The following is a 25484-nucleotide window of genomic DNA, read 5'->3' as shown; positions in this document are numbered from 1 at the left end:
GGGTTGCTGTCTGCACTTCCCACGATCAGCTCACGGCGAACCATCCCCCCGAGATCGCCAGAAACACCCGAATAGTGCAGAAGGTCCACGTTCGGAACGTTCCTTTATGACCGCCACCACGCACCAGAGCGAACCCGAGGAGATCGTCGGCGGCCGACACCCCCGGCGCCTCTCCCTGCCACCTCCCCCGACCAGGCCATACTGAACAGCGACCAGGCCATACTGGACACCATGGACAACACGTCCACCCGGCGGGACTGGATACTCCACCTCGACCTCGACCAGTTCATCGCCGCCGTCGAAATCCTGCGCCACCCCGAACTACGCGGCAAACCCGTCGTCGTCGGCGGCTCAGGCGACCCCACCCAACCCCGCACCGTCGCCGCCACCGCCACCTACGAAGCCCGCGCACACGGCGTCCGCTCCGGCATGCCGCTCCGCACCGCCCTCAGACGCTGCCCCGACGCCGTCTTCCTCCCCACCGACCCACCCGCCTACGAAGCCGCCTCTGAACGCGTCATGGCCGTCCTACGCGACTTCCCCGTCCGCGTCGAGGTCTGGGGCTGGGACGAAGCCTTCCTCGGCGCCACCACCGACGACCCGGAAGCCCTCGCCGCCGACCTCCAGCGAGCCGTACGCACCCGCACCCACCTCGACTGCTCCATCGGCATCGGCGACAACAAACACCAGGCCAAACTAGCCTCCGGCTTCGCCAAACCCGCCGGCGTCCACCGCCTCACCAGCGACAACTGGGCCGCCGTCATGAACGAACGCCCCACCCACGCCCTCTGGGGCATCGGCGCCAGAACCGCCGCCAGACTCGCCGGCCTCGGCCTGCACACCGTCGCCCAGCTCGCCGCCGCCGACCCCGCCGACCTCGCCGCCCGCTTCGGCCCCACCAACGGCCCCTGGTACCGCTACCTCGCCCTCGGCAAAGGCGAGGCCGAAATCGTCACCACCCCATGGATCCCCCGCGGCCACAGCCGCGAGACCACCTTCCAGCACGACCTCACCGACCGCGCCGACATCGCCCGCCACGTCACCACCCTGGCCGAACACGTCACCCACGACGCCGTCGAAGCGGGCCGCGAGATCACCAAGGTCACGGTCAAGGTCCGCACGACCCCGTTCCAGACCCGCACCCGCCAGAGCACGCTCCCCGCCCCCACGACCGACCCCGCCACGATCATTAGAACGGCCCTCGCGATCCTCGACCGCCACGACCTCACCCGCCCGGTCCGCCTCCTCGGCGTGGCCGTCGACTACACCATGCCGCCCGACACCGAATGACCCCGGGCCCGAACACCCCCGCACCCGCCTCCACATGAGCAGGCGCCCGCCACACCACCGCCGCCCGATCCACGAGGGCACGCCGGACAGCGCTCATCCCGCAGCCACGGCCTCAACCTCGGCCAGCGGGGGCAACCGCCGGATGGTGCGGCTCAGCGTGGCGCCCAAGGCCACGACCGCCATGACGGACGCGATCGACAGCAGAGCGGCCGTCACACCCCAGCGGTCCAGGATCAGTCCCGAGGCGAGCGGCCCGACCGGGGTCACCGCGCTGCCGATGAGGGCGAGGCTGCTGATCACGCGGCCCTGCAGATGGTCGGGCGTGATGGCCATCTGGTACGTGTACAGGATCGCGTTGGCCGCCGGGGCCAGGAAGAACGCCACGGCCAGCAGCGGTCCGATGGCCCAGGCGGTGGGACGGACGGCCATCGCGGGGATGGCCGCGGCGGCGACCCAGAACATCGCCAGAACGACCGACGCCGGGCCACGCCGCCGCAGCCGGGGGGCGACCAGCGCGCCCAGCAGGCCCCCGGCGCCGCAGATCGCCATCATCAGCCCGATGTCAGACGGTGCGGCGCCGCTCTGCCGGGCGGCGACGATGGCGGTGAGGGTCAGCGCGGAGAACACCAGGCTGAAGCCCGCGGCCGTCACCAGCAGGACGCGCAGGAAGCGCTGCCGCCAGGTCCAGCGCAGGCCCTCGGCGATGTCGCGCAGGAGACTGCGCGGCCGGTCCGCGGCCGCGGTGGCGGGCCTCGGAGACCTGGCGGGCGTCGGAGACCTGATGGGCGTCGGGGATTTGATGGCGAGGACAGCGGCGAAGGACAGCACGTAGGCCAGGAGCTCCCCGGCGAGAGGGACCGTTCTCCCCAGGTTGAACAGCAGGCCGCCCAGCGGAGGACCGGCGATCGCGGCTCCGTACTGGCGTGCCTCGTTGTGCGCGAGGGCCTGGGGCAGGTGCTCGGCGGGAACCACGCGCCGCAGCATCGCCGTCTCCGCCGGATGGAAGAACACCCCGCAAGCGCTGCCGATCGCGGCCGCGGCCGGCAGCATCCGCCAGTCGAGCAACCCGAGCAGCGAACCGGCGACGACGACGGCGACGACCGCGGCCTGCACGAGATGGCAGGTGAGCATGGTGCGCCGCCGATCCCACCGATCGACCAGGGCGCCCGCAGGCAGGCGCAGCACGATGCCGGCGGCCATCGCGGCCGAGGCGATCAGCCCGGCGTGCACGGCCGACCCGGTCAGTTCCAGGACCAGCAGGGGGTAGGCGACGGAGGCGACCTGGGCACCCAGCGTCGCGACCGAGGTGGCGCTCCAGAGCAGGACGAAGTCGCGGTTGCGGCGCAGTGGCTCACCCATGATCGCGATTATGTACATTTTTCGAAAAATGTACAGATTCGAGTGGTACGGAACTGCAGTACTGTGCAGAACATGGACGCCGACGCAGTCCCCTTCACCGAGGCGCGCGCCCAGCTGGCCGACCTGATGGGACGGGTAGCCTACGGCGGCGAGCGGATCGTGCTCAGCCGCCACGGCAAACCGGTGGTCGCCATGGTGTCGATCGCCGATCTGGAACGGCTTCAGGCGATGGACGGCAGCGGCGCCGAGCAGATCATCACCCTGGGACGGTCATCGTTCGACCGCGCCGAGCCACCGGCCGCCGCCCCAGCACGCCGCCCGGACATCGCGGCACAGGACACGCCGCCGGGGAACTCCTCCCGCTGAACTCCTCCGCACCGCATCCACACGCCCCGACCCGCGTGCGTGCGCCACACCCGCGCGCCACACCCGCGCGCACCGCCCGACCGCCGCGCCCTGCGCGCGCAGGACGCCAACCCACCCGCGTCACCTGCCGATAGAACTCCGACCGGAGCTCCTCCTCCGCCCGCACCAACGCCTCCAGCTCGGCATCGGACACCTCCGCCTCGGCGACCAGAGCCTCCCCCACATCCCCCGCGCCCGCCTCCACATAGGCAAGCGCCCGCCACACCACCGCGGCATCATCCCGGAACCGCCCGATCCCGGTATTGCACGGCAGGCACAACGCATACCGCACCTCACCGGTCCGATGACAATGATCCACATGCTCAGGCGGCCGATCCCAGCACACCACGCACAACCCGCGCTGAGCCGCGACCATCCGTTCCACATCCTCGTGCCGCACCTGATAACGCTGCCCCAGGTGATGACCCCGGGTCGGCGGCACCACCCCGCCGTCCCGCTGCTCCGGCAGGACCACGAACTCCGGCCAGAGCACCTCCCCGTCCAGATAGAGCGCGGCCAGCTCCAGCAACACCAGATTGTCGCCGAAGTGCCCGAGCCCGTTGTCGCAGTTGAAACAGAGAATGCCCCGGACCGCGCCGGTCCGGTGACAGTGATCGACGAACGTGCCGGGAACGGTCCGGCAGACGGCGCAGAGCCCGCCCTGCTGGGCGAGCATGCGCTCGAAGCCGTCCTCGGTGATGCCGTAGCGGCGCTTCAGATGGTAGTTCCGTAGTATCGCGCCAGCCCATCAGCTATGCGCTTGTTGCGTCCGAACTCGGAGACCTCCTTCTCCTCCCCACAGTCCGGACACCGCTTACACCCGTCCGCCCCCTCCCCGATCATCAAATGTACGATTTATCCTACTCTCCGCCCTTTTGTACATAAGAGCGCACGAATTCCTCTGCGTTCTCTTCGAGAACTTCGTCGATTTCGTCCAGAATTGCGTCGACGTCGTCGGTGAGCTTCTCCTGCCGCTCCTGCACATCCGGTGCCGCCGAGGCCTCGGTCTCCTCGACCTCGTTCTCGCGGCGTCCGGTCTGCTTCTGGCCGCCGGTGTCCTTGCTCGCCATGTCCTACCTCCGCTTCGGGGGACTGCCTCTAGTGCATATCTTCCCCGAACCGGGCGACATTTCGCGCCGATCGGCCGTCGATCTTGGCGGGTTGGCCAGATAGCGGCACTGCCCAATCGCGAAGCCCCGTACCTACAGGGGGTTCGGGATGTCCGATCGGCTCCCGAGGAGGCCGGGTGTGCTCGGCATCACAGTGCCCATACCACTACAGGGGACCGTCCGAGTGGTGACGATCCCCTGAGATGACGAGCCGGCGGTGTGGTCAGTCGCCGCCGGTGAGGGCGGCGACGAGGTCGGCGGCGGTGCGGCAGCGGTCGAAGAGCTCGCCCACGTGGGCTTTGGTGCCGCGGAGTGGTTCGAGGGTGGGGACGCGCTGGAGGGATTCGCGGCCGGGGATGTCGAAGATGACGGAGTCCCAGGAGGCGGCGGCGACGGATTCGCTGTATTGGCTGAGGCAGCGGCCGCGGAAGTAGGCGCGGGTGTCGCTGGGTGGTTGTTCGACGGCGCGCTGGACTTCGTCTTCGGTGACGAGGCGTTGCATGCGTCCGCGGGCGACGAGGCGGTTGTAGAGGCCGCGGTCGGGGCGGATGTCGGAGTATTGGAGGTCGACGAGCTGGAGGCGGGGGTGGGACCAGGTGAGGCCGTCGCGGCTGCGGTAGCCCTCGAGGAGTTCGAGCTTGGCGACCCAGTCGAGTTCGCGGGCGAGTTGCATGGGGTCTTCGGCGAGGCGGGTGAGGATGGATTCCCAGCGGTCGAGGATGTCTTTGTTCATCTCGTCCTGGGCGGTGCCGCGCTCTTCGACGTATTTGCGGGCTTGTTCCAGGTATTCCATCTGGAGTTGGACGGCGGTGAGCTTGCGGCCGTCGCGCATGGGGATTTCGTAGCGGCAGGTGGGGTCGTGGGAGACGGCCCTGAGTGCTTGTACGGGGTTTTCGACGGCGAGGTCGCGGGTGAGGAAGCCCTCTTCGATCATGGCGAGGACGAGGGCGGTGGACCCGAGCTTGAGATAAGTGGATATTTCCGACATGTTGGCGTCGCCGATGATCACGTGCAGGCGCCGGTACTTCTCCGGATCGGCGTGCGGTTCGTCGCGCGTGTTGATGATCGGCCGCTTGAGCGTGGTCTCCAGGCCCACCTCGACCTCGAAGAAGTCGGCGCGCTGGCTGATCTGGAAGCCCTCACCGCGGGAGTCCTGGCCGATGCCGACCTTGCCGGCCCCGACGACGACCTGGCGGGAGACGAAGAAGGGGGTCAGGTGCCTGACGATGTCGGCGAAGGGTGTGGCGCGCCGCATGAGGTAGTTCTCGTGGCAGCCGTAGGAGGCGCCCTTGGCGTCGGTGTTGTTCTTGTAGAGCTGGATGGGCGCGTTGGAGGGGATGGCCGAGGCGCGGGTGGCGGCGTCGTACATGACGCGTTCGCCGGCTTTGTCCCAGATGACGGCGGCCCGGGGGTTGGTGCACTCGGGCGAGCTGTATTCGGGGTGAGCGTGGTCGACGTAGAGCCTGGCGCCGTTGGTGAGGATGACGTTGGCCAGGCCGAGGTCCTCGTCGGTCAGCTGGGTGGGGTCGGCCACCTCTCTGGCCAGGTCGAAGCCGCGCGCGTCGCGCAGCGGGTTTTCCTCTTCGAAGTCCCATCGTGCCCTGCGCGCGCGGGCCGCCGAGGCGGCCAGGTAGGCGTTCACGACCTGTGAGGAGGTCACCATCGCGTTGGCGCCTGGCTGACCTGGTACGGAGATGCCGTACTCGGTCTCGATGCCCATCACCCGACGCACCGTCATGCAACACCCTCTGTTCGTCCGGGTCTGTCTATCCGCCGTTTATATGCCCGAGCCTATGCCCTTCACAGTGCCCCGGGGCCACAGAGTTATGGCACCGACGCCTTTTCAACCTGTACGCCGGGAGCTGATGGGGTTTGTGTGGATCTGCGTGGCTTGAGGAGCCGCTGGATGGGGCGTTCGGCAAAGGAGTAGACGAGATACGACACCACGATCGCGGTCAGGGTCGTGGCCAGAGCGACGGCCCAGGGCGGCAGGTCCCCGGTGAGCAGCGGGATGAGGGCCACCGCGATGACGCTATGGAACAGGTAAAGCGGGTATGTCGTGCCGCCGAGCGCGGTGAGCGTCCTGGACGGTTTGAGGCGGAGCAACCCGAGGGCGACGAGGGACGTGGCGAGGTAGATGAGGGTGACGGTGATGACCACGCTGACGCCGGTGACGGGCATGTTCTTGAACCCGGCCAGGTCGATGCGGCGCTGGACGCGGTCGAGCGCGGAGCCGATCGACAGGCCGTAGCCGGCGGCGACGTAGAGCCACGGGAGCCAGGAACTGCCGTGTTTGTGGATGAGGTAGAGGGCCATGCCGGCGATGAAGTAGGGCGCGTAGTCGGGCATGACGAACTCGTCGAGGGTGCCGTTCTCGATGATCCTGGCGCCGATCACGGCGGCCAGCCAGACGCCGGAGAAGATCAGTACGCGCCCGTACGTGACGCCGACGATCACCAGGATGGAGATCAGGAGGTAGAAGCGCAGCTCGGCCCAGAGGGACCAGTAGACGCCGCTGGCGTCGGTGAGTTTGAACAGCCGCTGCAACATGGTGGCGTTCACCAGGTATTCACCTGGGGAAAGTTTTGGGTCGAGCGCCTTGGCTCCGGTGAGGCCGTAGAGGGCGGCGATGGCGGCCAGGCTGAGCCAGTAGGCGGGGTAGAGGCGGACCAGGCGCGAGCGGGCGAAGGCGCCGAGGCCGCGTCCCCAGACGCTCATCAGGATGACGAATCCGCTGATGATGAAGAAGAGCTCAACGCCTAAGATGCCGAGCCCCGCGACGGGCGCCAGCGCCGGGAAGAGCTCCGCGGGCCGGTCGCCCCACACGGAGGCGTAGGCGACCAGGTAGTGGAAGGCGACGACGGCCAGGGCGGCGAGGAAGCGCAGGAGGTCGAGTTCGGCCAACCGGCCGTTCCCTCGTGCGTGTCGCGGCCGGTTGGGTTGATGCACGCCATCTTTGACGTAAGTCTGATCACTTTGGTTCCACTGGTCCCTCTGTTCCCACGAGCAGCACGTGTGAGGTGTGGTCGAGGCCGAGGGCGTGGCGGGCGGAGGGCGTGAGGGCGAGCAGCCCGGCGGCTCCGGCGGCGCCGCAGGCTGACAGGGTGACGCCGGCCCGGGCGAGCCGGCGGGCGGCGTCGGCGGCCTGGTCGTCGGTGATGGTCAGGTAGAGGTCGGCCAGGTGGTTCAGGAGGCGGTGGGCGAGGAGCGAGGGTTCCTTGCAGTCGAGCCGGCCGAGGGTGGTGGGGGCGCCAGGGACGCGTACGGGCGCTCCGGCGCGGGCGCTCTCGATGAGGCAGGGGGCGCCTTCCGGCTCGACGACGACGAGTCTGGGCCGCTCGCCCCAGCGGTCGCGGACATATCCGGCCGCGGCGGCGGCCAGTCCTCCTACGCCGGCCTGCACGAACACGTGCGTGGGCCCGCCGGCCGGGCCGGTGAGCTCGTCGAACAGGACGGTGTAGCCGCGCATGACGTCCAGGGGGACGCTGGTGTAGCCCTCCCATGAGGTGTCGGCGACGAGCCGCCAGCCGTGCTCCTGGGCGGCGCCGAGGGCCGCCCGCAGGCCGGCGTCGTAGTCGGGGCCGGCGCGCCGTACGTGGGCGCCGAGGTCGCGCAGCCGCGTGGCGAACGTCTCGGGCACGTCCCCGCCGAGGTAGACGTGGCAGGGCAGGCCCGCTTCCGCCGCGCCGGCGGCGACGGAGAGGCCGTGGTTGCCCGCGCTGGCGCAGACGACGGGCGTGCCGGTGTCGTCGCGTTCGGCGAGCAGGTGGACGGCGTACGCGCCGCCGAGCGCCTTGAAGCTGCCCAGTCCCATGCGTGCGCTCTCGTCCTTGACGTGGACGGCGGCGGTCCCGGCCAGGCCGGGGATGGTGTGGACGGGGGTGGGCCGGTAGGCGGGGCGCCGGGCGATGTGGGCGCGGGCGCGGCGGGCGTGCCCGGTCCCGATGAGCTCCCGGTCCTGGCCGGTGTAGGGGGCGCGGGCGGGATTGAGGTACTCCATGATCGCCATGCTAGGCCGGGGGGCGGTCTCCGGCCCTCCCTCCCGTGGTGCGCCGTCGCGGGCGCTCACCGGCCGTCATGAGCCGCCTCCTGTCGGCGGTCCCGGGCGGCGGCGACGGCGGCCTGGCCGAGGCTGATGCCGCCGTCGTTGGGCGGCACCCGTACGTGCTTGAGCACCCGGAACCCGGCGGCGCGCAGCCGCTGGACCGTGCGTTCGAGCAGGAGCGCGTTCTGGAAGACGCCGCCGGACAGCGCGACGGCGGTGAGTCCGGTGGCCTGGCGCAGGGCGACGCAGGAGCGGCTGATGGCGGCGGCGACGCCGTTGTGGAAACGTCCGGCGATGACGGCGGGGTCGACTCCGGCGGTGAGGTGGTCGGCGGTGGCGCGGACGAGGTGGCCGCCCTCGACGACGAGCGGGCCACCGGCGGAGGCCCCGGCGGCGAGGCCCGTGGTGCCCGAGGTGGTGATGCCGGCGGTGTAGACGCCGGTCTCCGAGGTGTCGGCGCGCTGTTCGAGTTCGATCGCCGCCTGCCCCTCGTACGTGATCGTGTCGCGGATGCCGAGCAGTGCCGAGACGGCGTCGAAGAGGCGGCCGGCGCTGGAGGTGAGGGGCGAGTTGAGCCCGGTGGCGGCGAGCTGGAGGACGGCGGGCCAGCGTTCGGCATTGCGGCGGGCGACGTCGAGGCCGGGGCGTTCGTCGCGCAGGTAGGCGGCGGTCATGCGCCAGGGCTGGCGGATGGCGGCGGTGCCGCCGGGCATGGGGACCTGGGCGAGGTGGCCGAGGCGTTGGTAGCCGGTCAGGTCGGCGCGCAGGAATTCGCCGCCCCACAGGGTGCCGTCGGGTCCGTGGCCGAGGCCGTCGAAGGCGACGCCGATCACGGGGCCGGGGTCGCCGTTGTCGGCGAGGCATGAGGCGATGTGGGCGTGGTGGTGCTGGACGCCGACGTGTTCGACGCCGGTCTGTTCGAGGGCGTGCCTGGTGGACAGGTAGTCGGGGTGCAGGTCGTGGGCGATGAGTTCGGGGCGGATGCCGAACAGGCCGCAGTAGTGGTCGATGCTCGCGGCGAACGCGCGCAGGGTGTCGTAGTTCTCCAGGTCGCCGAGGTGGTGGGAGACGAAGGCGCGGCGTCCGTGCAGGAGGCAGAAGGTGCTCTTGAGTTCGGCGCCGCAGCCGAGCACGGGCCTGGGGGCCGGGCGGCGCAGGGCGAGGGGTTCCGGGGCGTAGCCGCGGGCCCGGCGCAGCATGGTGACCTCGCCGGAGGCGGGTTTGACGACGGAGTCGTCGGTGCGGGTGTGGATGGCACGGTCGTGGAGGAGGAAGGCGTCGGCGACGCCGCCGAGGCGGGTGAGGGCGTCGGCGTCCTCGTAGGCGATGGGTTCGTCGGAGACGTTGCCGCTGGTCAGGACGATGGGTTCGGCGAGTTCGGCCAGGAGGAGGTGGTGCAGGGGTGTGTACGGCAGCATGAGGCCGAGGTTGTGGCTGCCCGGCGCGACGGAGGGGGCGACCCGAGGGGTGCCGGAAGCGTCAGGGGTGTCCCGGCGGCGGGGCAGCAGGACGATGGGGCGGGCGCGGCTGGTGAGCAGCGCGGCCGCGGCGTCGTCGATCTCGCACAACCGCCGGGCCTGGGCGAGGTCGGCGGCCATGACGGCGAACGGTTTCTCCTCTCGGTGCTTGCGCCCGCGCAGGGTGGCGACGGCGCGTTCGTCGGAGGCGGTGACGGCGAGGTGGTAGCCGCCGAGTCCTTTGACGGCGACGACGCGGCCGGCGCGCAGGAGGGTGGCGGCGCAGGAGACGGGGTCGCCGCACAGGTCGACGCCGCGGGCGTCGCGCAGCCGCAGCCGGGGGCCGCAGGCGGGGCAGCAGGCGGGCTGGGCGTGGAAGCGGCGGTCGCCGGGGTCGTGGTATTCGCGGGCGCAGTCGTCGCACATGCGATATCCGGCCATGGTGGTGCGCAGCCGGTCGTAGGGGACGCCGCGCACGATGGTGAAGCGGGGCCCGCAGTTGGTGCAGTTGATGAACGGGTAGCGGTGGCGGCGGTCGGCGGGGTCGGCGAGTTCGCGCAGGCAGTCGTCGCAGGTGGCGGTGTCGGCGGAGACGAGGGCGCGGAGCGGTCCTGAGGGGTCGCTGGTGGCGATGGTGAAGCCGCTGTGTCCTGCGGGTTCGGCGCTGACGACGGTGACGCGTTCGATCTCGGACAGGGCGGGCGCGTCGCGTTCGAGGGCGGTGAGGAACTCCTCGACGCCGGCGTGGGCTCCTTCGACCTCGATGTGGACGCCGTTGACGTCGTTGCGGACGCGTCCCGCCAGGCCGAGCCGGTTGGCGAGCGAGTAGACGAAGGGGCGGAAGCCGACCCCTTGGACTATGCCTTCGACGTGCACGTCCACCCGTTTGAGCGTGGTCACAGGCTCAGTGTGCGCCTGATCGGGGTGGCGTGCATGTGTATCGGCCGTGTCGCGCGCGTTCCTGGTGGGATCTTGTCCGCGTTGTGCCGCGAAGGGGACGTACGGCCCGGGTGGCATCGTGCCCACACAAGACGGCAGGGCCGCGCGGCGGTTGTCGCGCGACCCTGCCGTCCAGGGGTGTTACAGGTATTGACCGGTGTTGGCGACGGTGTCGATGGACCGGCCGGCTTCGGTGCCCTGCTTGCCGGAGACGAGGGTGCGGATGTAGACGATCCGCTCGCCCTTCTTGCCGGAGATGCGGGCCCAGTCGTCGGGGTTGGTGGTGTTGGGCAGGTCCTCGTTCTCGGAGAACTCGTCCACGCAGGCCGTGAGCAGGTGTTGCACCCGCAGGCCCTTCTGGCCGCTTTCGAGGAACTGCTTGATGGCCATCTTCTTGCCCCGGTCGACGATGTTCTGGATCATCGCGCCGGAGTTGAAGTCCTTGAAGTAGAGGACTTCCTTGTCGCCGTTGGCGTAGGTCACCTCGAGGAAGCGGTTTTCCTCGCTCTCGGTGTACATGCGCTCGACGACGCTCTGGATCATGCCCACGATGGTGGCCTCACGGGAGCCGGAGTGCTCCGCCAGGTCGTCCGGGTGCAGGGGCAGGTCGGAGACGAGGTATTTCGAGAAGATGTCCTTGGCCGCCTCGGCGTCCGGCCGCTCGATCTTGATCTTGACGTCCAGGCGGCCGGGCCGCAGGATCGCCGGGTCGATCATGTCCTCGCGGTTGGAGGCGCCGATGACGATGACGTTTTCCAGGCCCTCGACGCCGTCGATCTCGGACAGCAGCTGAGGGACGATGGTGTTCTCCACGTCGGAGGACACGCCGGAGCCTCGGGTGCGGAAGATCGAGTCCATCTCGTCGAAGAACACGATCACCGGGGTGCCCTCGGACGCCTTCTCGCGGGCCCGCTGGAAGACCAGGCGGATGTGCCGCTCGGTCTCGCCGACGTACTTGTTGAGCAGCTCCGGGCCCTTGATGTTGAGGAAGAAGCTCTTGCCGGACTGGCCGGTCTTCTCCGCGACCTGCTTGGCCAGGGAGTTGGCGACGGCCTTGGCGATGAGCGTCTTGCCACAGCCGGGCGGGCCGTAGAGGAGCACGCCCTTGGGCGGACGGAGTTTGTGCTCGCGGAACAGGTCGGCGTGCAGGTAGGGCAGCTCGATGGCGTCCCTGATCTGCTCGATCTGCCGCATGAGGCCGCCGATCTCCTCGTAGGAGATGTCGGGGACCTCTTCGAGCACGAGCTCTTCGACTTCGGACTTGGGTATGCGCTCGTAGACGTAGCCGGAGCGAGGTTCGAGCAGGAGTGAGTCGCCGGCCCTGATGGGCTGGCCTACCAGCGACTCGGCCAGTCGCACGACGCGTTCTTCGTCGGCGTGCGAGATGACCAGGGCCCGCTTGCCCTCGTCGAGCAGTTCTTTGAGCATCACGATCTCGCCGACCTCTTCGTAGCCGAGTGCCTCGACCACGTTGAGCGCCTCGTTGAGCATGACCTCCTGGCCACGCCGCAGCGAGTCGACGTCGACGGCCGGGCTGACGTTCACCCGGAGCTTGCGGCCGCCGGTGAACACCTCGATCGTGCCGTCTTCTCTGGCCTCGAGGAAGGTGCCGAAGCCGGATGGCGGCTGCGCCAGCCGGTCGACCTCCTCCTTGAGAGCGACGATTTGGTCCCGGGCCTCCTTGAGTGTGGCCACCAGGCGTTCGTTCTGGCCTGTCACGGCCGCGAGGTTCGCCTGTGCCTCATGGAGACGCTCTTCGAGGACCCTGGCCTGACGGGGTGACTCGGCCAGCTTCCGCCTCAGCGCGGTGATCTCCTCCTGGAGGAAGGAGACCTGTGTTGAAAGATCAGCGACCTCCCGTTCGCGCTGCGCGGCTCGAGCCTCAGCATCATCGCGAGCTGCCACGCCCCGTCACCTCCTTCCCAGTCGAGAGCGACTACTAAGGACCTTACCTATCTCGGGCCCCTCCGTAACCTGGCCGGGCAGTGTTCGTAGAGTGACATTCAGTATTCGTTGATTAATCCCCAATAGGGCGTTTAATACTCCCAGCATATGAACACGGCGATCTGTTCCCGTGTCACGCACCAACGCACCCTCGTGGCCAAATTGTCATAGTTCCTCAGTCGTCCCCTTCGGTCGTCGACGGCGCGGCGGCGGGGTCACGCCGTCGGCCATGCGGCGGGCGGCGACGAGGAAACCGGTGTGGCCGATCATCCGATGATCGGGTCTTACCGCGAGCCCTTCGACGTGCCAGTCGCGAACCAGGGTCTCCCACGCATGCGGCTCGGTGAAACACCCGTGATCGCGAATGGCCTCCACGGTCTTGGACATCTGGGTCGTCGTGGCCACGTAGCAGCAGATCACACCGCCGGGCGTGAGCGCCTTCGCGGCGGCGTCGACGCACTCCCAGGGGGCGAGCATGTCGAGGATGACCCGGTCGACGTCGACCTCGTCGATGGAGGCCACCAGGTCGCCGACGACCAGCCGCCAGTTGTCGTCCATGGGGCCGCCGTAGAACTTCTCCACGTTCTTGCGGGCGACGTCGGCGAACTCCTCGCGCCGCTCGTAGGAGGTCACGTGGCCCTCGGGGCCGACGGCGCGCAGCAGGAAGCAGGTCAGCGCGCCGGAGCCGACGCCGGCCTCGATGACGCGGGCGCCGGGGAACACGTCGGCCATGCCGACGATCATCGAGGCGTCCTTGGGGTAGATCACGGCCGCGCCGCGCGGCATGGCCAGCGTGTAGTCCTGGAGCAGGTGGCGGAAGGCGAGGTACTGCGTGCCGCCGGAGGAGCGCACGACGGAGCCCTCGGGCTGCCCGATCAGGTCGCTGTGCGGGATGGCGCCCTTGTGGGTGTGGAAGACGCCGTCCTCTTTGAGAGTGATCGTGTGGCGCTTGTTCTTGGGGTCGGTGAGCTGCACCTGATCCCCCACCTGGAAAGGCCCATGCCTGCGGAAACCCATGGCGGCAAGGTTATAGGGCTTTCGAGGGCGTCAGGACGCGCGATATCTATGGGGGATGTTTGCGCGTGAGGTGCTCTCGACCGGTCCGTTGATCCTTCGTCCCCCGGTGGAGGCGGACGTCGACGAGGTGGTGCGGACGTGCTCGGATCCGGTGACGGCCAGGTTCATGCCGTTGCTGCCCGACCCGTACGAGCCGCAGCACGCGCTGGAGTACGTGAAGAACGCCCGGGCGAGGTGGGCGGACGGCGGGGCCGAGCACGCGATCACCCTGGACGGCCGCTTCGCCGGGGCGGTCGGGGTGCGCCCGCCGGACGAGTGGGGCGTGGCGCGGCTCGGCTACCTGGTGGCGCCGTGGGCCCGGGGCCGTGACGTGGCGGCGACGGCGGCCAGGGCGGTGACGGACTGGCTGTTCGACCAAGGGGTGCGCCGGGTCGAGCTGGAGGCCGAGGTGGAGAACGTGGCGAGCCTGCGGGTGGCGTACAAGGCGGGCTTTCGCGAGGAGGGGGTGCGGCGGGAGGCGAGGCGGCTGCGCGACGGGCGGTTCGCCGACTTCGTGCTGTTCGCCCGGCTGCGGGGGGAGGCGGTGACGGGGGCGGAGCCGTACCTGCCGTTCTTCGAGGGCGGCGAGCTGAGCGACGGCGTGGTGCGGCTGACCCCCGTGGAGCCGGCCGACGCCGGCGACTACCACCGGATGATGAACGAGCCGAGCGTGGCGGCCTTCTCGCTGGGGCATGCCACGTCGCTGGAGGACGACGAGCGCCGCTGCCGCTACACCCGCTACTGGTGGGCGTCGGGGCAGCGGATCGAGCTGGTGATCAGGGACGCGGCCTCGGGGGCGTTCGCGGGGCACGTGCAGCTGGCGCAGGTGGCGCCACCGCTGGGGCAGGCGATGATCGGCTACTCGCTGCTGCCCGCCTTCCGCGGCAGGGGGTTCATGACGCGGGCGGTCACGCTGCTGACCGGCTGGGCGTTCGCGAACACGCCGCTGCACCGCATCGTGGCCGGCACCGACGTGGCGAACATGGCCTCGCAGGCGGTGCTGCGGCGGGCCGGGTTCGTGCGGGAGGGCGTGCACAGGGAGCTGTTCCCGAAGCCGGACGGCACGCGCGGCGACGACGTGCAGTGGGCGCTGCTGCGCCCGTGACCGGCTCGGGTGGCTGCGGCTGTGGTGAAGCGCGGTGCGGCGCTCTTGCGGTGCGGCGTGGGGGCCGTCGAGGGACCGCCGTGAACTGGTACGGGGCGTTGCGGCGCGGCCCCTGCGGCCGCCCTGAACGCGGCAAAAATCCTGATTTCCTGTTGGGGGGTAGTCAAGGGCGGCGGCGGGGGCGATAGTCAGGGCACCCGCAGGTGAGCGTCGCGTGATCGGGCTGCGCGATCTCGCCCCCCTCCGCTCCGAGGGATCATCGCCATGCCATACAACCGCCTCGACGTCGCCATGCGTGATCTCATCACCTCGTTCTCCTGCCCGGAGGCCGGCGACCTGATCGACCGGCTCGCGCGTGCCGCCGCGGCCGTGGCCGGCACCCCTTACGCGGGGTTCGTCCGGGTGGACGTCCTGCGCCAGGAGGCGAGCTGCGTCCACGTGCACGCCCCGGCCGGCGATCCGCTGCGGCGGTGGCTGGCCGAGTCGGGGGTGACGAAGGAGCTGGCGGCGACGTCGGGGGCGCTGCGGCTGGCGCGGGACGTGTCGGTGGGCGAGCCGGGCTTCCTGGCCACGCCGGTGCCCGTGGTGGCGCGTGACCACATGTTCGTGTGGGTCGCGGGGCGGGGGTTCTGCGACGGGGACGAGCACCTGCTGGGCCGGTTCGCCACGGCGGCGGGGCGGGCGATGGAGGCGGCGTGCGGGATGGAGGCGGCGGTGCGGTTGTTGCGCGGGGTTCGGGCTTTCCGGGCGGCGCAGCAGTGAGGCGCGTTTTTGCGTACGGCCGGATCGCTGGGATAGGGATGACCGGTATCCGGTGTGTTTCGCGGCGTTCCTTCAGGACCGTAGGCGTTTCTTTTCCGAAGAATTTTCCCCATTTACCGGGTTAACCAAGATAATCCCGACATTTCACGAGAAAGCGTAATACGACCTTCACGTCCTGCCTCCTGCCGCGCCCGCACCCCCTACCCTGCCGCCGATCCCGCCTTTCGCCGCCGCTCCCCGCCTCTCCCTCGGCCCTTGACGAAGACCCTGACAGGACGGCTCCGGCGGGCATCAGCCCGACGAGGTTGTCGCCTTTATCCACGGATGAGTCATAAATGGGGAACTAGATGATCATCCTCTTTGCCGGCGGCGTAACCTCGCATCATGGGGACCAGCCGGCCGTTCGCCGGGAGGGAGCAGGAGCTCGGGCACCTGCTCCGCCTCACCCGCGACCCGACCGCTCAGGGGGTGCTCGTCACGGGGCCGCCGGGGGTGGGCAAGAGCGCGCTCGCGGTACGGCTGGCGGGGCGGCTCGGGGGCGCGTTCACGGTCAAGGGGTCCCGGGCGCTGCGCGACGTACCGGGCGGCTCGCCGCCGCCCGCGTACGGGACCGGCTCGGGGTTCGGCGGGCGCCAGTGCTCCCCCGGCCTCGAAGTCCTGACCCTCGTGGACGACGCCCACCTGCTGGACAGCCACTCGGCCGAGACCCTGGCGGCCCTCGTACGCGCCGGCCGGATCCGCCTGATCGCGACCGTGTGCTCGGAGGCGGACACCGGCGGCCCGGTCGTGGAGCTGTGGCGGGACGGACGACTCAGACGGTTCGACGTGGAGCCGCTCGGCGAGGCGGACGTGTCGGCCGTGCTGGCGGCGGCGCTGGGCGGGCCCGCCGACGACACCGCCGTGTCCACGCTGACGGAGCTCACCGGCGGGAACGCGCTGTGGCTGCGCGAACTGGTGCACGCCATGCGAGCCTCTGGATCGCTCCAGCAGTCGGACGGGGTGTGGCGGCTGTCCGGCGACCCGCCGCCGGCGCGCGGGGTGGCCGACCTCGTGGACCACCGGGTGGGATCGTTGCCGGACGGCGCGGCCTCGGTGCTGGAGTACGCGACGTTCGGGGAGCCCATCGGGGTGGGAACGCTGGCGGGCCTGTGCTCGGAGGCGGCGGTGCTGGAGGCGCTGAACCTCGGGGTGATCGAGGTGGCGCGCGAATGGCGCGGGGAGGTGGCGCGGCCGGCCCACCCCCTGTACGGGGAGGCGGCCCGCGACCGATGCCCCGCCGAGCGCCGCACCCGCCGGTATGCCGACCTCGTCGCCGCGGTGGAGTCCGAAACGAAGTCCGCAGCGGAAACCGCGACCGGCGCCGCGGCCGGGGTGACGCACGGAGGGCAGTTCACGGCGCAGGTCGCAGCTGGGACCCCCGTAGAGCCCTCCGTGGAGACGGCTGTGAGCACCACCACGGAGCCGACCTTGGGTGCCACCACGGGTGCACCGGTCAAAGACTCACCGGAAGCCGCCGAAGCCCGCGGGCGCTGTGACACCGCCCGGGTCGCGGCGTGGCGGCTGGCGGGCGGGCTGCGGGCGGACGCCGGAACGCTGGTGGGGGCGTGCAGGCTGGCGGAGGCCGTACACGATCACGCGTCGGCCATCCGGCTCGGGCGAGCCGCGATGCGTGAGGGCGGCGGCGCGAGCGCCGCGATCGGGCTGGCGACCGCCCTGAACGGTGCCGGACGGCCGGACCAGGCCCTCGCGGTGCTCACCGCAGCGGAGGACGCGTGCCACGCGAGGGGCGACGACCAGCGGCGGGTACGCCTGACCCTGGCCAGAGCCCGAACCCTGGCCTGGGGACTGGACCGACTCGGCGACGCACTCGACCTACTGGCCACCACGCACAAGGAACTGCGCGACCCGGAACCAACCCCCGGCTCGGACCCAGCGAGGACGTCTCAAGGCCCGGTCCCGTCCACCCAACAGCCAGGCCGTCAAGACGAGACGGACGCCGACTCAGGCCGTCCACTCCACCGACCGACCGCTCGGCAGATGGGACCGCCAGACGAGACGGACGCCGACCGCGCGACCCAAGGATCGCGGCCGGGCCTGGAACGTGCGGCGCTCCGGCATGAGCTGGCCGTGGAGAGGGCGAGGCTGCTGGCGGAGACGGCGCGCCCCGACGCGGCGCTCAGGACCGTGGAGCAGATCTCGTCGGACCCGAACCCACTCCGTGCGGAGGCCCTGCCGGCGCAGGGCGTAGATCGGCCCCAGACCTCCGGACCGAGCACATCGATCGCCAACCACCACCACTCCCCCACCGCCGGGGCCATCGCACCGCCAGCCGACGACCGGGTGTCTCTGGCGTTGGCACTGGCCTTGTGCCACCAGGGGCGGACCGGCGAAGCGGTGGCGGTGCTTCGTGACGTCCTGCCCGCCGTGCAAGCCGAGAAGCCCCAGAAGCCGCCGAGACCGCGAGAGCCGCGCCTCACCCAAGGCTCGTCACGACACAAGCGGGTGCCTGCGCACGCCGTCGACGCTCTCACCGGAGAGGATCCCGCGCCCCCGTGGACGTCGGCTCACATGACGTGGGCGCTGTGCGGATGGTTCGCCGGCGACCTGGTGGCCGTCGAACGGGCGACCGCCTCCATGGGACCCGGCTGGCCGGGCACGAGCGAGCAGGTACTGGCCCGGGGGCGGCTGGCGATGCTGAGGGGTGAGCTGGGAGCGGCGCTGTTCCTCCTACGAGCTCCGGTCAGGCGTGAGACGCCACTGGCCGCCGCCGAACGCAGGACGGCGTACGCGATGGCACAGGCCCTGCGCGGGGACGCGGCGGGAGCGCGGGCATCGCTGGACATGACAGAGGCACGGGCATCGCCAGACGCGATAGGCGCGCAGGCATCCCTGGGCGCGGCGACAGAAGCGCGGGCGTCACTGGGCACGACAAGAGCACAATCGTCAGCGAACGCGGCGGAGGAGCGGCCGTGGCTGGATCTCCACAGGGTGCAGCCGTCATTGGACGCGGCAGAGGGGCGGCCGTCGCCGAACGTCACCAGGGCACAGCCGCCTTTGGGCGCGGAGCGGCGGGCGTCGCTGGACGTCACCGAGGCACGTGTGTCGCCGGACGCCGCGAGGGCGCCGGTCACATGGACCGCGCTCCGGCACTGGGTGGCCCTGGCCGAGGTGTGGACGCAGGCCGCGGCGGGACGGCGGGCGCGGGCCGTGGATCTGGCTCTGGCCCATGCGGAGGAGTGCCGTGGGGGCGGGCCGTCGTCGTTCGAGGCGGTGGCGTTGCACGACGCCGTGCGCCTGGGCGCACCCGCCAGCGCACTCCCTCGGCTGAGCGCGCTCGCGGCGACACACGACGGCCTGCGGGTACGGCTTGCGCTGCGCCACGCCGACGCCCTGGCCGGGGGCGACGCGGATGCGCTGACGGCGGTGGCCGCCCACTTCGCCGCCGCGGGGCTCGGGCTCTTCGCGGCCGAAGCAGGAGCACAGGCGGAGGCGCTGCGAGCCGGCTCCGTACCGGAGTGGTGCCCCCATTCCGGGTGAGACCGAACGCCGTATCCGATCAGGTCAGCTCACCTTCGCCCTGCCCGGCCACAGGTCAGGACGTGAAGCCCCCCGGCCTCGGTCCCGCTACCACTTTCGGTGCGGGTCCCGCTCCCGGTCCCGGTCCCGGTCGCCGTGTCGGTGCCCTTTCAGTGCGGGTCCTGGGGCGGGGTGAGCTGGAACGAGGCGGGGCAAGGTGAGGCGAGGCGGGATGCTTTGTCCGAGCAAGGGGTGCATGTCCGTGTGGAGTAGCGTGGCCGTTCGTGAGAGTGCTCATCGTCGGCGGGAGCGGGTTCCTGGGCCGCGAGCTCGTACGGTTGTGCGCCGCCGCCGGTCATGAGGTGGGCGCGACCTACCTGTCCGGGACCGGCGCGAAGGCAGCGGGAACGGGTGCCGAGTGGCTGCGGGTGGACGTGCGGTCGCGGGCCGGCGTCGCCGGCGTGGTGGGGGCGTTCGGGCCCGAGGTGACGATCAACGCCGCGTACCGGCAGGCCGAGTGGGCGATCACGGCCGACGGCGCCGCGAACGTGGCGGCGGCCGTCGCGGCGGCGGGTGGGCGGCTGGTGCACGTCTCCAGTGACGCCGTCTTCTCCGGCAGGGCCTTCTCGTACGACGAGTCCTGCTCCCCCGACCCCGTCAGCCCGTACGGGGCGGCCAAGGCGGCGGCGGAGACGGCCGTCAGGGCCGTGCTGCCGGATGCCGCCATCGCCAGGACGTCGCTGATCGTCGGACGCGGCCAGTCGGCGCACGAGGCGCTGGTGCACGCGCTGGCCTCGGGGTCCCGCACGGGTGTGCTGTTCACGGATGACGTACGGTGCCCGGTGCACGTCTCCGACCTGGCGGCGGCGCTGCTGGAGCTGGCGGTACGGGGATACTCCGGCGTCCAGCACGTGGCGGGCGCCGATGCGGTGAGCCGGCATGAGATGGGGGTGCTCATCGCCCGCCGTGACGGCCTCGACGAGGCGCGTCTCTCGACCGGCCGCCGGGCGAACGCCGGGGTGGCCGGGCCGGTGGAGGTGCGGCTGGACTGCTCGGCGACCCAAGGGCGGCTCGGGACCCGTCTGCGTGGCGCCCGTGAGTTCCTGGCACCCTCCGCCGATCCGGCCGCAACCACCCTTTGATCGACTGCGCCCTGCTCGACACCGTCCCTCGACCGGCTCCGTCCCTTGGCCGGCCAAGGATGGGGCCGATCAAGGGCGGAGCCAGTCGAGAAGTGGAGCCGGTCGAGGAGCGGAGCGACCGGGTCAGCGCGCCGCCACAGCGCCCGCGCCCCGGCGATGATCCGGTACGCGGGCGTCAAGGCGGCGACTCGCCGGCTACCCCCGATGCGCCTCGAAGCGCAGCGTCCGGGACACCCCCACCCGCACCGTGGTCCCCGGGGCGATCGTGACGGGCTCGTTCGGCGGGATGTCGTAGAAGTTGGGGTCGCCGGGCGGCTGGATCTGGGTGCCGTTCACCGAGCCCAGATCGACCAGGTTGACGTCCCACCCGTCGAGCGCCACCCGCAGGTGGCGGCGGGAGACCGAGCCGTCGGGGCTGGTCACCTTGGCGGGCCTGGCGTTGCCGCCGGCCACCTCGGGGGCGCGCTCCGGGTCGCGGCCGAGCAGGTAGTCGCTCTCCAGGGGCAGGGCCGTGCCGTCGTCGAGGATGAGGACGCCGAGCGAGGGGCGCGGGCCCTTGTAGGGGACGAGGGTGCGCTGCACGAGGGCGATGCCGCAGACGGCGCAGTAGGGGACGCGGGGGTCGTTGAAGTGGTCGTTCTTGCAGTCGACCCCGTAGACGAGCGGTCGGTCGCCGTGGTCGGCCTGCTGCTGCTCCTGCTGCGGCGGGCCCGGGTCGAAGTGGTCGGGCGGGCCGAGCAGGGGCGGTGCGGGCTGGTCGAAGTGGTCGGGCGCGCCGAGGTGCTGCGGGACCTGCTGGTCGCCGTTGCCGGAGGGCGGCGGCTCGTCGTAGGAGGGGAACTGCTGCGGCTCGGGCAGCGGCGGCGGCTGCTCCTGCTGGTAGGGGGCCTCCTGGTGGAAGGCCGGCTCCTGCTGGAACGGCGGCTCGTGCGGCGCCTGGAACGACGGCTGCTCGGGGGGCTGGTAGGCGGGCTCCTGCGGCGGGAGGTAGGGCGACTGCTCCGGAGGCTGGTAGGAGGGCTGCTCGACGGGCGCGGGCTGGGGGCCCGAGGGCGGCCCGGCCTGGATCGGCGGCTGGTCGGCGAGGGGGTAGGGGGGCCGTTCGACGGGTTGCTGCGCCGGCGGCTGGATCAGGTCGGCTTCCAGGTGGAAGGCGGTGGCGGGCATCTCGCTGGTGAGCGGCCTGGACGGGGCCGGGGCGGCGGAGGCCGCGGGCTGGTCGGTGAGGTCGCCGACGAGGCCGCCGCCGTGGACGATGCCGCCTTCGAAGCGGACCGCGGGGTGCGGGCTGCCGGCGCCGGGCAGGTTGAGCTCGACGCGTTCGACGGTGCTGGTGACGAGGCGATCGGCCCACGTCAGGGAGTCGCTGCCGGCCAGCCGCGTCTCGCCGGCGGCGGTGCCGATGGTGGCCGCGGCCGAGCCCCTGACCAGGACGGCGACGCCGTCGCCGACAGGCCCGGCGACCGCGCACGTGGTGGGGTCGCCGGCCATGTTGGCGGCGAGCACCTGGGCGGCCCTGCGGGCCAGGGCACGGCCGTCGCCGCCGGCGGCGGCCGTCTCGCGCAGCGCCTCGAGCAGGTCGTCGGCGGCGGGCTCGGCCGGGTCGCACACCAGCAGCAGCCCGCCCACGTAGGCGACCAGCCCGTTTCCAGGAAGCGGACGCACCACTCCGAAGCCTTGGCCGCTCATGCGCCCCTCCTCATGACGACCGTGCTGCGCTCATCGGTGCCCTCGCTGCGCTCGGTCACTCAACTCTCCTCCCCGGAAACCGGCGATGTTACGGCACCCGCACTGCCGTGCCGGCCACCAGCCATACGCATACCCAGACGGCGAGGCCGTGTCGCGGGCCCGCCGTCTCGATTCGATGAACCGTGGACCGCAACAAACCTCTTAACTGTGCAAGTTATGGCCAAACAGCACACTATCGGCCAGTCGTCGCATCGCTGAAATCGCCTGAGGCGGCCCCGGAGCCCGAAACTGCTGGACACGACCCTATCCATGGGTCGCCGCAGAAACGAGTGGGACAAATCAGACGCCCGTGAAAACCCGGTTCACATCGGCCGTGGCGAGCACGCCGAAGATCTCGCCGCCGTCCTCGATGAGCAGGTATTCGCTGCCCGGCGCATCGCGCATGGCGTCGATGAGCGCCTCGCCCTCCAGACCGGCCCCGAGCATCATGGCGGGCTCCAGCGACTTGGCCAGGGCGCCGACGTTCACCCATGGCCGGCGGTGCTCGGGGGTGGCCTGGACGGCGGCCTCGCTGACGATGGCCACGGGCCTGCCCTCGTGATCGACGACGACGATCGCGCCCGCCCGCTGCTCGCCGGCCTGCCGCAGCGCCTCGGCCAGCGGCGTCTCGGCGGTCACCGGGATGGCCCTGCGGGCCAGGGCGCGCGCGTTGACCTGCGGGATGCGCTGGCGGATCTTGGCGACGCGCAGCGACTGGCTCGCGCCCATCCAGATGAACGAGGCCAGCACCAGCGGCCACACCAGGTCGGTGAAGTCCAGGTCGCGCCCGCCGGTCAGCGCGGTCGCCACCGGGAAGATCACCAGCAGCGCGGCCAGCACCCGCCCGCCCCAGGCCGCCACGATGGTGCCGGAGCCCGGGTTGCCGGAGAGCTTCCAGACGCCGGCGCGCAACATCCTGCCGCCGTCGAGCGGCAGCCCCGGCAGCAGGTTGAACACGCCGACGATGAGGTTGGCGAACCACAGCTGCCAGGTGAGCACTTCGAGAATGCCCCCGTCGTTGATCACCCAGACGTCGGCGGCCAGGCCGGCGCCGGCCAGCCCCAGCGAGAGCGCGGGGCCTGCGGCGGCGACCATGAACTCCTTGCCCGGCGTCGGCGGCTCCTTCTCGATCTCCGAGACGCCGCCGAGGAGGTAGAGGGTGATCCGGCGGACCGGCAGGCCGTAGGACTTGGCCAGGACGCTGTGGGCCAGCTCGTGCAGCAGCACCGAGACGTACAGCAGCACCGCGAACAGGAACGCGACCCCGTACGCGGCGAACTCGCCGAGGTGGGGCAGCATCTGCCGCATCTGGGGCCCGAACATGACGGTGATGAACGCCGCCACCAGGAACCACGTCCAGGAGACGTAGACCGGAATGCCGAACGGCCTCCCCATCCGGATGCCGGAGAACTCCTGCCGCGGGCTCTGCTCGCTCACCGCACTCCTTGAACGTCCATTTACATGCTGTTGCTGCCTTGATGCTACGCGCCGGATCAGGTGACCCTCGTCCCGCGGGCGTTATTCTGTCGGGCTCTTGACCTAGAGTGCGGTGCATGACGTTGACCGAACCGGTGATCATCGGAGCTCTCTCCCCGTCCCGGGCGGGCGACTTCATGACATGTCCGCTGCTCTACCGCTTCCGGGTGATCGACCGGTTGCCCGAGAAGCCGTCGCAGGCGGCGGTGCGTGGCACGGTGGTCCACGCGGTCCTGGAGCGCCTCTACGACCTGCCCGCGCAGCGCCGTTCGATTCCGGCGGCGCTGGAGCTGCTGGAGCCGCAGTGGCAGCGTTTACTGGCCGAGGAGCCGCACTACGCGCAGATGTTCGCCGACGCGGCCGAGCAGGCGGAGTGGCTGGATCAGGCGCGCGGCATGCTGGAGCGCTACTTCACGCTGGAGGACCCGACCCGGCTGGAGCCGGCCGAGCGGGAGCTCTATGTGGAGGCGGTGCTCGACGGCGGGCTGATGCTGCGCGGCTACGTCGACCGGATCGACGTCGCGCCGACCGGCGAGGTCCGCGTGGTCGACTACAAGACGGGCAGCGCGCCCGGGCCCGACTTCGAGGCCAAGGCGCTGTTTCAGATGAAGTTCTACGCGCTGGTGCTGTGGCGGCTGCGCGGGCAGGTCCCGCGGCTGCTGCAGCTGGTCTATCTGGGTGGCCGGGGCGAGGTGCTGCGCTACGCGCCCGACGAGGCCGACCTGCTGGCCACCGAGCGCAAGGTGATGGCTTTGTGGGCGGCGATCGAGCGGGCGCTGGAGTCGGGCGAGTGGCGGGCGCGCAGGAGCCGGCTGTGCGACTGGTGCGATCACCAGGCGCTCTGCCCGGAGTTCGGCGGCACCCCGCCGCCGGTGCCCGACCGGCAGCCGGGCGACACCGTGCGCAGCAGCCGCCGCGCCGCGACCGACGAGCTCTGACCGCCCGTCACGGACGGCCGGACGGCCCGCGAGCGGAAAGCGGGCCAGGCGCCACGGATCACGCTTATCCTCCCGTGGGAGGAGGTTCCGGGCTTTCACCTGGTCTTACAGTGAAGCGGTGCGCATAGATCGGAGCAGGCTCCACGACACGGTTCTCGCCGGGGTGGTGGCCGCGGCCTCCGTGGCGCAGTTCGTGCTCTACGGGCCCGCCAGGCTCCAGGCCGAGGGGCTGCCTGCCGACGGCGTGCGCGCGCCCGACCCGTTCGGCACGCTGCTGGTGGTGCTGGCGTGCGCGCCGGTGGCCGTGCGCCGCCGCTGGCCGCTGGCGGCGCTGTGCGCGGGCCTGGTGCCGGAGGCGCTGCTCGACCTGGCCGGTTACGGCACGGGCGTGTCCGCGCTGTCGGGCATGGTGCTGCTCTATTCGGTGGCCTCCCACCGGGGGCTGGCGGTGGCGCTGGGGGCGCTGCTGCTCGCGGTGACGACCTACGCGGTCGGCGCGGTGGCGGGCCCGATCAGGGCGTCCGGGCCGAACGAGCACGTGGTCTACGCGGTGGTCCTGGTGGCGGTGTGGGGGGCGGGCCGCAGTCTGCGGTTGCGCCGGGCGTACCTGGAGGAGCTGAAGGACCGGGCGGCCAGGCTGGAGCGGGCGCACGCGGCCGACACCAGGGCGGCGCGGGCCGAGGAGCGCTCGCGCATCGCCCGCGAGCTGCACGACGTGGTGGCCCACCACGTCAGCGTGATGACCGTGCAGGCCGCGGCGGCGCGGCGGGTGCTGGCCACCGACCCCGACCTGGCCCGTGAGGCGCTGTCGGCGATCGAGCACACGGGCCGGCTGGCGATGACGGAGATGCGCAACATCGTCGGCGTGCTGCGCACGGACGCGCGCGCGGAGCTGGGCCCGCAGCCGGGCGTGCGGGATCTGCCGTCGCTGGTCGAGCAGATGCGCGAGGCGGGGCTGCCCACGTCGCTGCGGGTGGAGGGCGAGCCGGTGCCGCTGCCCGCCGGGGTGGACCTGGCCGCCTACCGGCTGGTCCAGGAGGGGCTGACCAACAGCCTGCGGCACGCGGGGGCGGGGGTGAAGGCGGTGGTGACCGTACGCCACGATCCGGGCGAGCTGGACGTGGAGGTACGCGACGACGGGAACGGCGGCGGCCGAAAGGGCGGCGCCAGTGGCGGCGCCAGTGGCGGCGCCAGTGGCGGCGCCAGTGGCGGC

The 25484-nt window shown here is 71.3% G+C and carries 19 protein-coding genes; 8 read left to right on the top strand and 11 right to left on the bottom strand.

Going from position 1 to position 25484, the window contains the following annotated elements; genetic code table 11:
- Positions 1-231 precede the first annotated feature (231 nt).
- A complete protein-coding gene (locus ABFX54_RS14075; protein WP_346104865.1) occupies positions 232-1290 on the top strand; it encodes a DNA polymerase IV in 1059 nt (352 codons plus the stop codon).
- Between the two features lie 93 nt (positions 1291-1383).
- Here ABFX54_RS14075 and ABFX54_RS14070 read toward each other — a convergent pair whose 3' ends face one another.
- Entirely contained in the window at positions 1384-2649 is a 1266-nt protein-coding gene (locus ABFX54_RS14070) for an MFS transporter (RefSeq protein WP_346104863.1), read from the bottom strand.
- Positions 2650-2721: 72 nt separating this feature from the next.
- Here ABFX54_RS14070 and ABFX54_RS14065 point away from each other — a divergent pair, with 72 nt between their 5' ends.
- The gene (locus tag ABFX54_RS14065) at positions 2722-3015 is read left to right on the top strand and encodes a type II toxin-antitoxin system Phd/YefM family antitoxin (protein ID WP_346104861.1); all 294 of its coding nucleotides are present in this window, start codon (positions 2722-2724) and stop codon (positions 3013-3015) included.
- Here ABFX54_RS14065 and ABFX54_RS14060 read toward each other — a convergent pair.
- From ABFX54_RS14060 to ABFX54_RS14025, 8 genes are all read right to left on the bottom strand, one after another.
- A complete protein-coding gene (locus ABFX54_RS14060; RefSeq protein WP_346105050.1) occupies positions 2906-3772 on the bottom strand; it encodes an endonuclease VII domain-containing protein in 867 nt (288 codons plus the stop codon). The two genes, ABFX54_RS14065 and ABFX54_RS14060, sit on opposite strands and share 110 nt — an antisense overlap.
- 142 nt (positions 3773-3914) lie before the next feature.
- Positions 3915-4124, bottom strand: a complete 210-nt coding sequence (locus tag ABFX54_RS14055; RefSeq protein ID WP_346104859.1) for a ubiquitin-like protein Pup — start codon at positions 4122-4124, stop codon at positions 3915-3917.
- 262 nt (positions 4125-4386) lie between these two features.
- Positions 4387-5901, bottom strand: coding sequence for a depupylase/deamidase Dop (dop, locus tag ABFX54_RS14050; RefSeq protein WP_346104858.1), 1515 nt, complete (start codon positions 5899-5901; stop codon positions 4387-4389).
- 86 nt (positions 5902-5987) lie between these two features.
- Positions 5988-7067 (bottom strand): acyltransferase family protein, encoded by a 1080-nt coding sequence (locus ABFX54_RS14045; protein WP_346104856.1) that lies wholly within the window; start codon positions 7065-7067, stop codon positions 5988-5990.
- A 67-nt stretch (positions 7068-7134) separates the two neighbouring features.
- On the bottom strand, positions 7135-8163 hold the full coding sequence (locus tag ABFX54_RS14040; protein ID WP_346104854.1) for a diaminopropionate ammonia-lyase: 1029 nt from the start codon (positions 8161-8163) through the stop codon (positions 7135-7137).
- 65 nt (positions 8164-8228) lie between these two features.
- The gene (gene hypF / locus ABFX54_RS14035) at positions 8229-10565 is read right to left on the bottom strand and encodes a carbamoyltransferase HypF (protein WP_346104852.1); all 2337 of its coding nucleotides are present in this window, start codon (positions 10563-10565) and stop codon (positions 8229-8231) included.
- 180 nt (positions 10566-10745) lie between these two features.
- Complete coding sequence (arc, locus tag ABFX54_RS14030) at positions 10746-12509, bottom strand: proteasome ATPase (protein WP_346104850.1); 1764 nt, start codon at positions 12507-12509, stop codon at positions 10746-10748.
- Positions 12510-12713: 204 nt separating this feature from the next.
- Positions 12714-13565, bottom strand: a complete 852-nt coding sequence (locus tag ABFX54_RS14025; protein WP_346104848.1) for a tRNA (adenine-N1)-methyltransferase — start codon at positions 13563-13565, stop codon at positions 12714-12716.
- An 88-nt stretch (positions 13566-13653) separates the two neighbouring features.
- Here ABFX54_RS14025 and ABFX54_RS14020 point away from each other — a divergent pair, with 88 nt between their 5' ends.
- The 4 genes from ABFX54_RS14020 (at position 13654) to ABFX54_RS14005 (ending at position 20129) form a co-directional block, all read left to right on the top strand.
- A complete protein-coding gene (locus ABFX54_RS14020) occupies positions 13654-14709 on the top strand; it encodes a GNAT family N-acetyltransferase (protein WP_346104847.1) in 1056 nt (351 codons plus the stop codon).
- 264 nt (positions 14710-14973) lie between these two features.
- Entirely contained in the window at positions 14974-15471 is a 498-nt protein-coding gene (locus tag ABFX54_RS14015) for a hypothetical protein (protein WP_346104845.1), read from the top strand.
- 384 nt (positions 15472-15855) lie between these two features.
- The gene (locus ABFX54_RS14010) at positions 15856-19008 is read left to right on the top strand and encodes an ATP-binding protein (RefSeq protein ID WP_346104843.1); all 3153 of its coding nucleotides are present in this window, start codon (positions 15856-15858) and stop codon (positions 19006-19008) included.
- Positions 19009-19271: 263 nt separating this feature from the next.
- Positions 19272-20129: a sugar nucleotide-binding protein gene (locus ABFX54_RS14005; protein WP_346104841.1), complete on the top strand. Its 858-nt coding sequence runs from the start codon at positions 19272-19274 to the stop codon at positions 20127-20129.
- A 195-nt stretch (positions 20130-20324) separates the two neighbouring features.
- On the opposite strand, the gene ABFX54_RS14000 is transcribed toward ABFX54_RS14005, so the two are convergent.
- The gene (locus ABFX54_RS14000) at positions 20325-21818 is read right to left on the bottom strand and encodes an FHA domain-containing protein (protein WP_346104839.1); all 1494 of its coding nucleotides are present in this window, start codon (positions 21816-21818) and stop codon (positions 20325-20327) included.
- A 339-nt stretch (positions 21819-22157) separates the two neighbouring features.
- Entirely contained in the window at positions 22158-23294 is a 1137-nt protein-coding gene (locus tag ABFX54_RS13995; RefSeq protein ID WP_346104837.1) for a site-2 protease family protein, read from the bottom strand.
- Between the two features lie 116 nt (positions 23295-23410).
- Between ABFX54_RS13995 and ABFX54_RS13990 the strand changes: the two genes are divergently transcribed.
- The gene (locus tag ABFX54_RS13990; RefSeq protein ID WP_346104835.1) at positions 23411-24271 is read left to right on the top strand and encodes a RecB family exonuclease; all 861 of its coding nucleotides are present in this window, start codon (positions 23411-23413) and stop codon (positions 24269-24271) included.
- A gap of 118 nt (positions 24272-24389) precedes the next feature.
- Positions 24390-25484, top strand: a 1095-nt coding sequence (locus ABFX54_RS13985) for a sensor histidine kinase (RefSeq protein ID WP_346104833.1), incomplete at its 3' end; no start/stop codon positions are given.

It is taken from the genome of Nonomuraea maheshkhaliensis (assembly GCF_039529435.1).
Classification (GTDB): domain Bacteria; phylum Actinomycetota; class Actinomycetes; order Streptosporangiales; family Streptosporangiaceae; genus Nonomuraea; species Nonomuraea maheshkhaliensis.
This window is presented reverse-complemented; position numbering and strand designations above follow the sequence as displayed.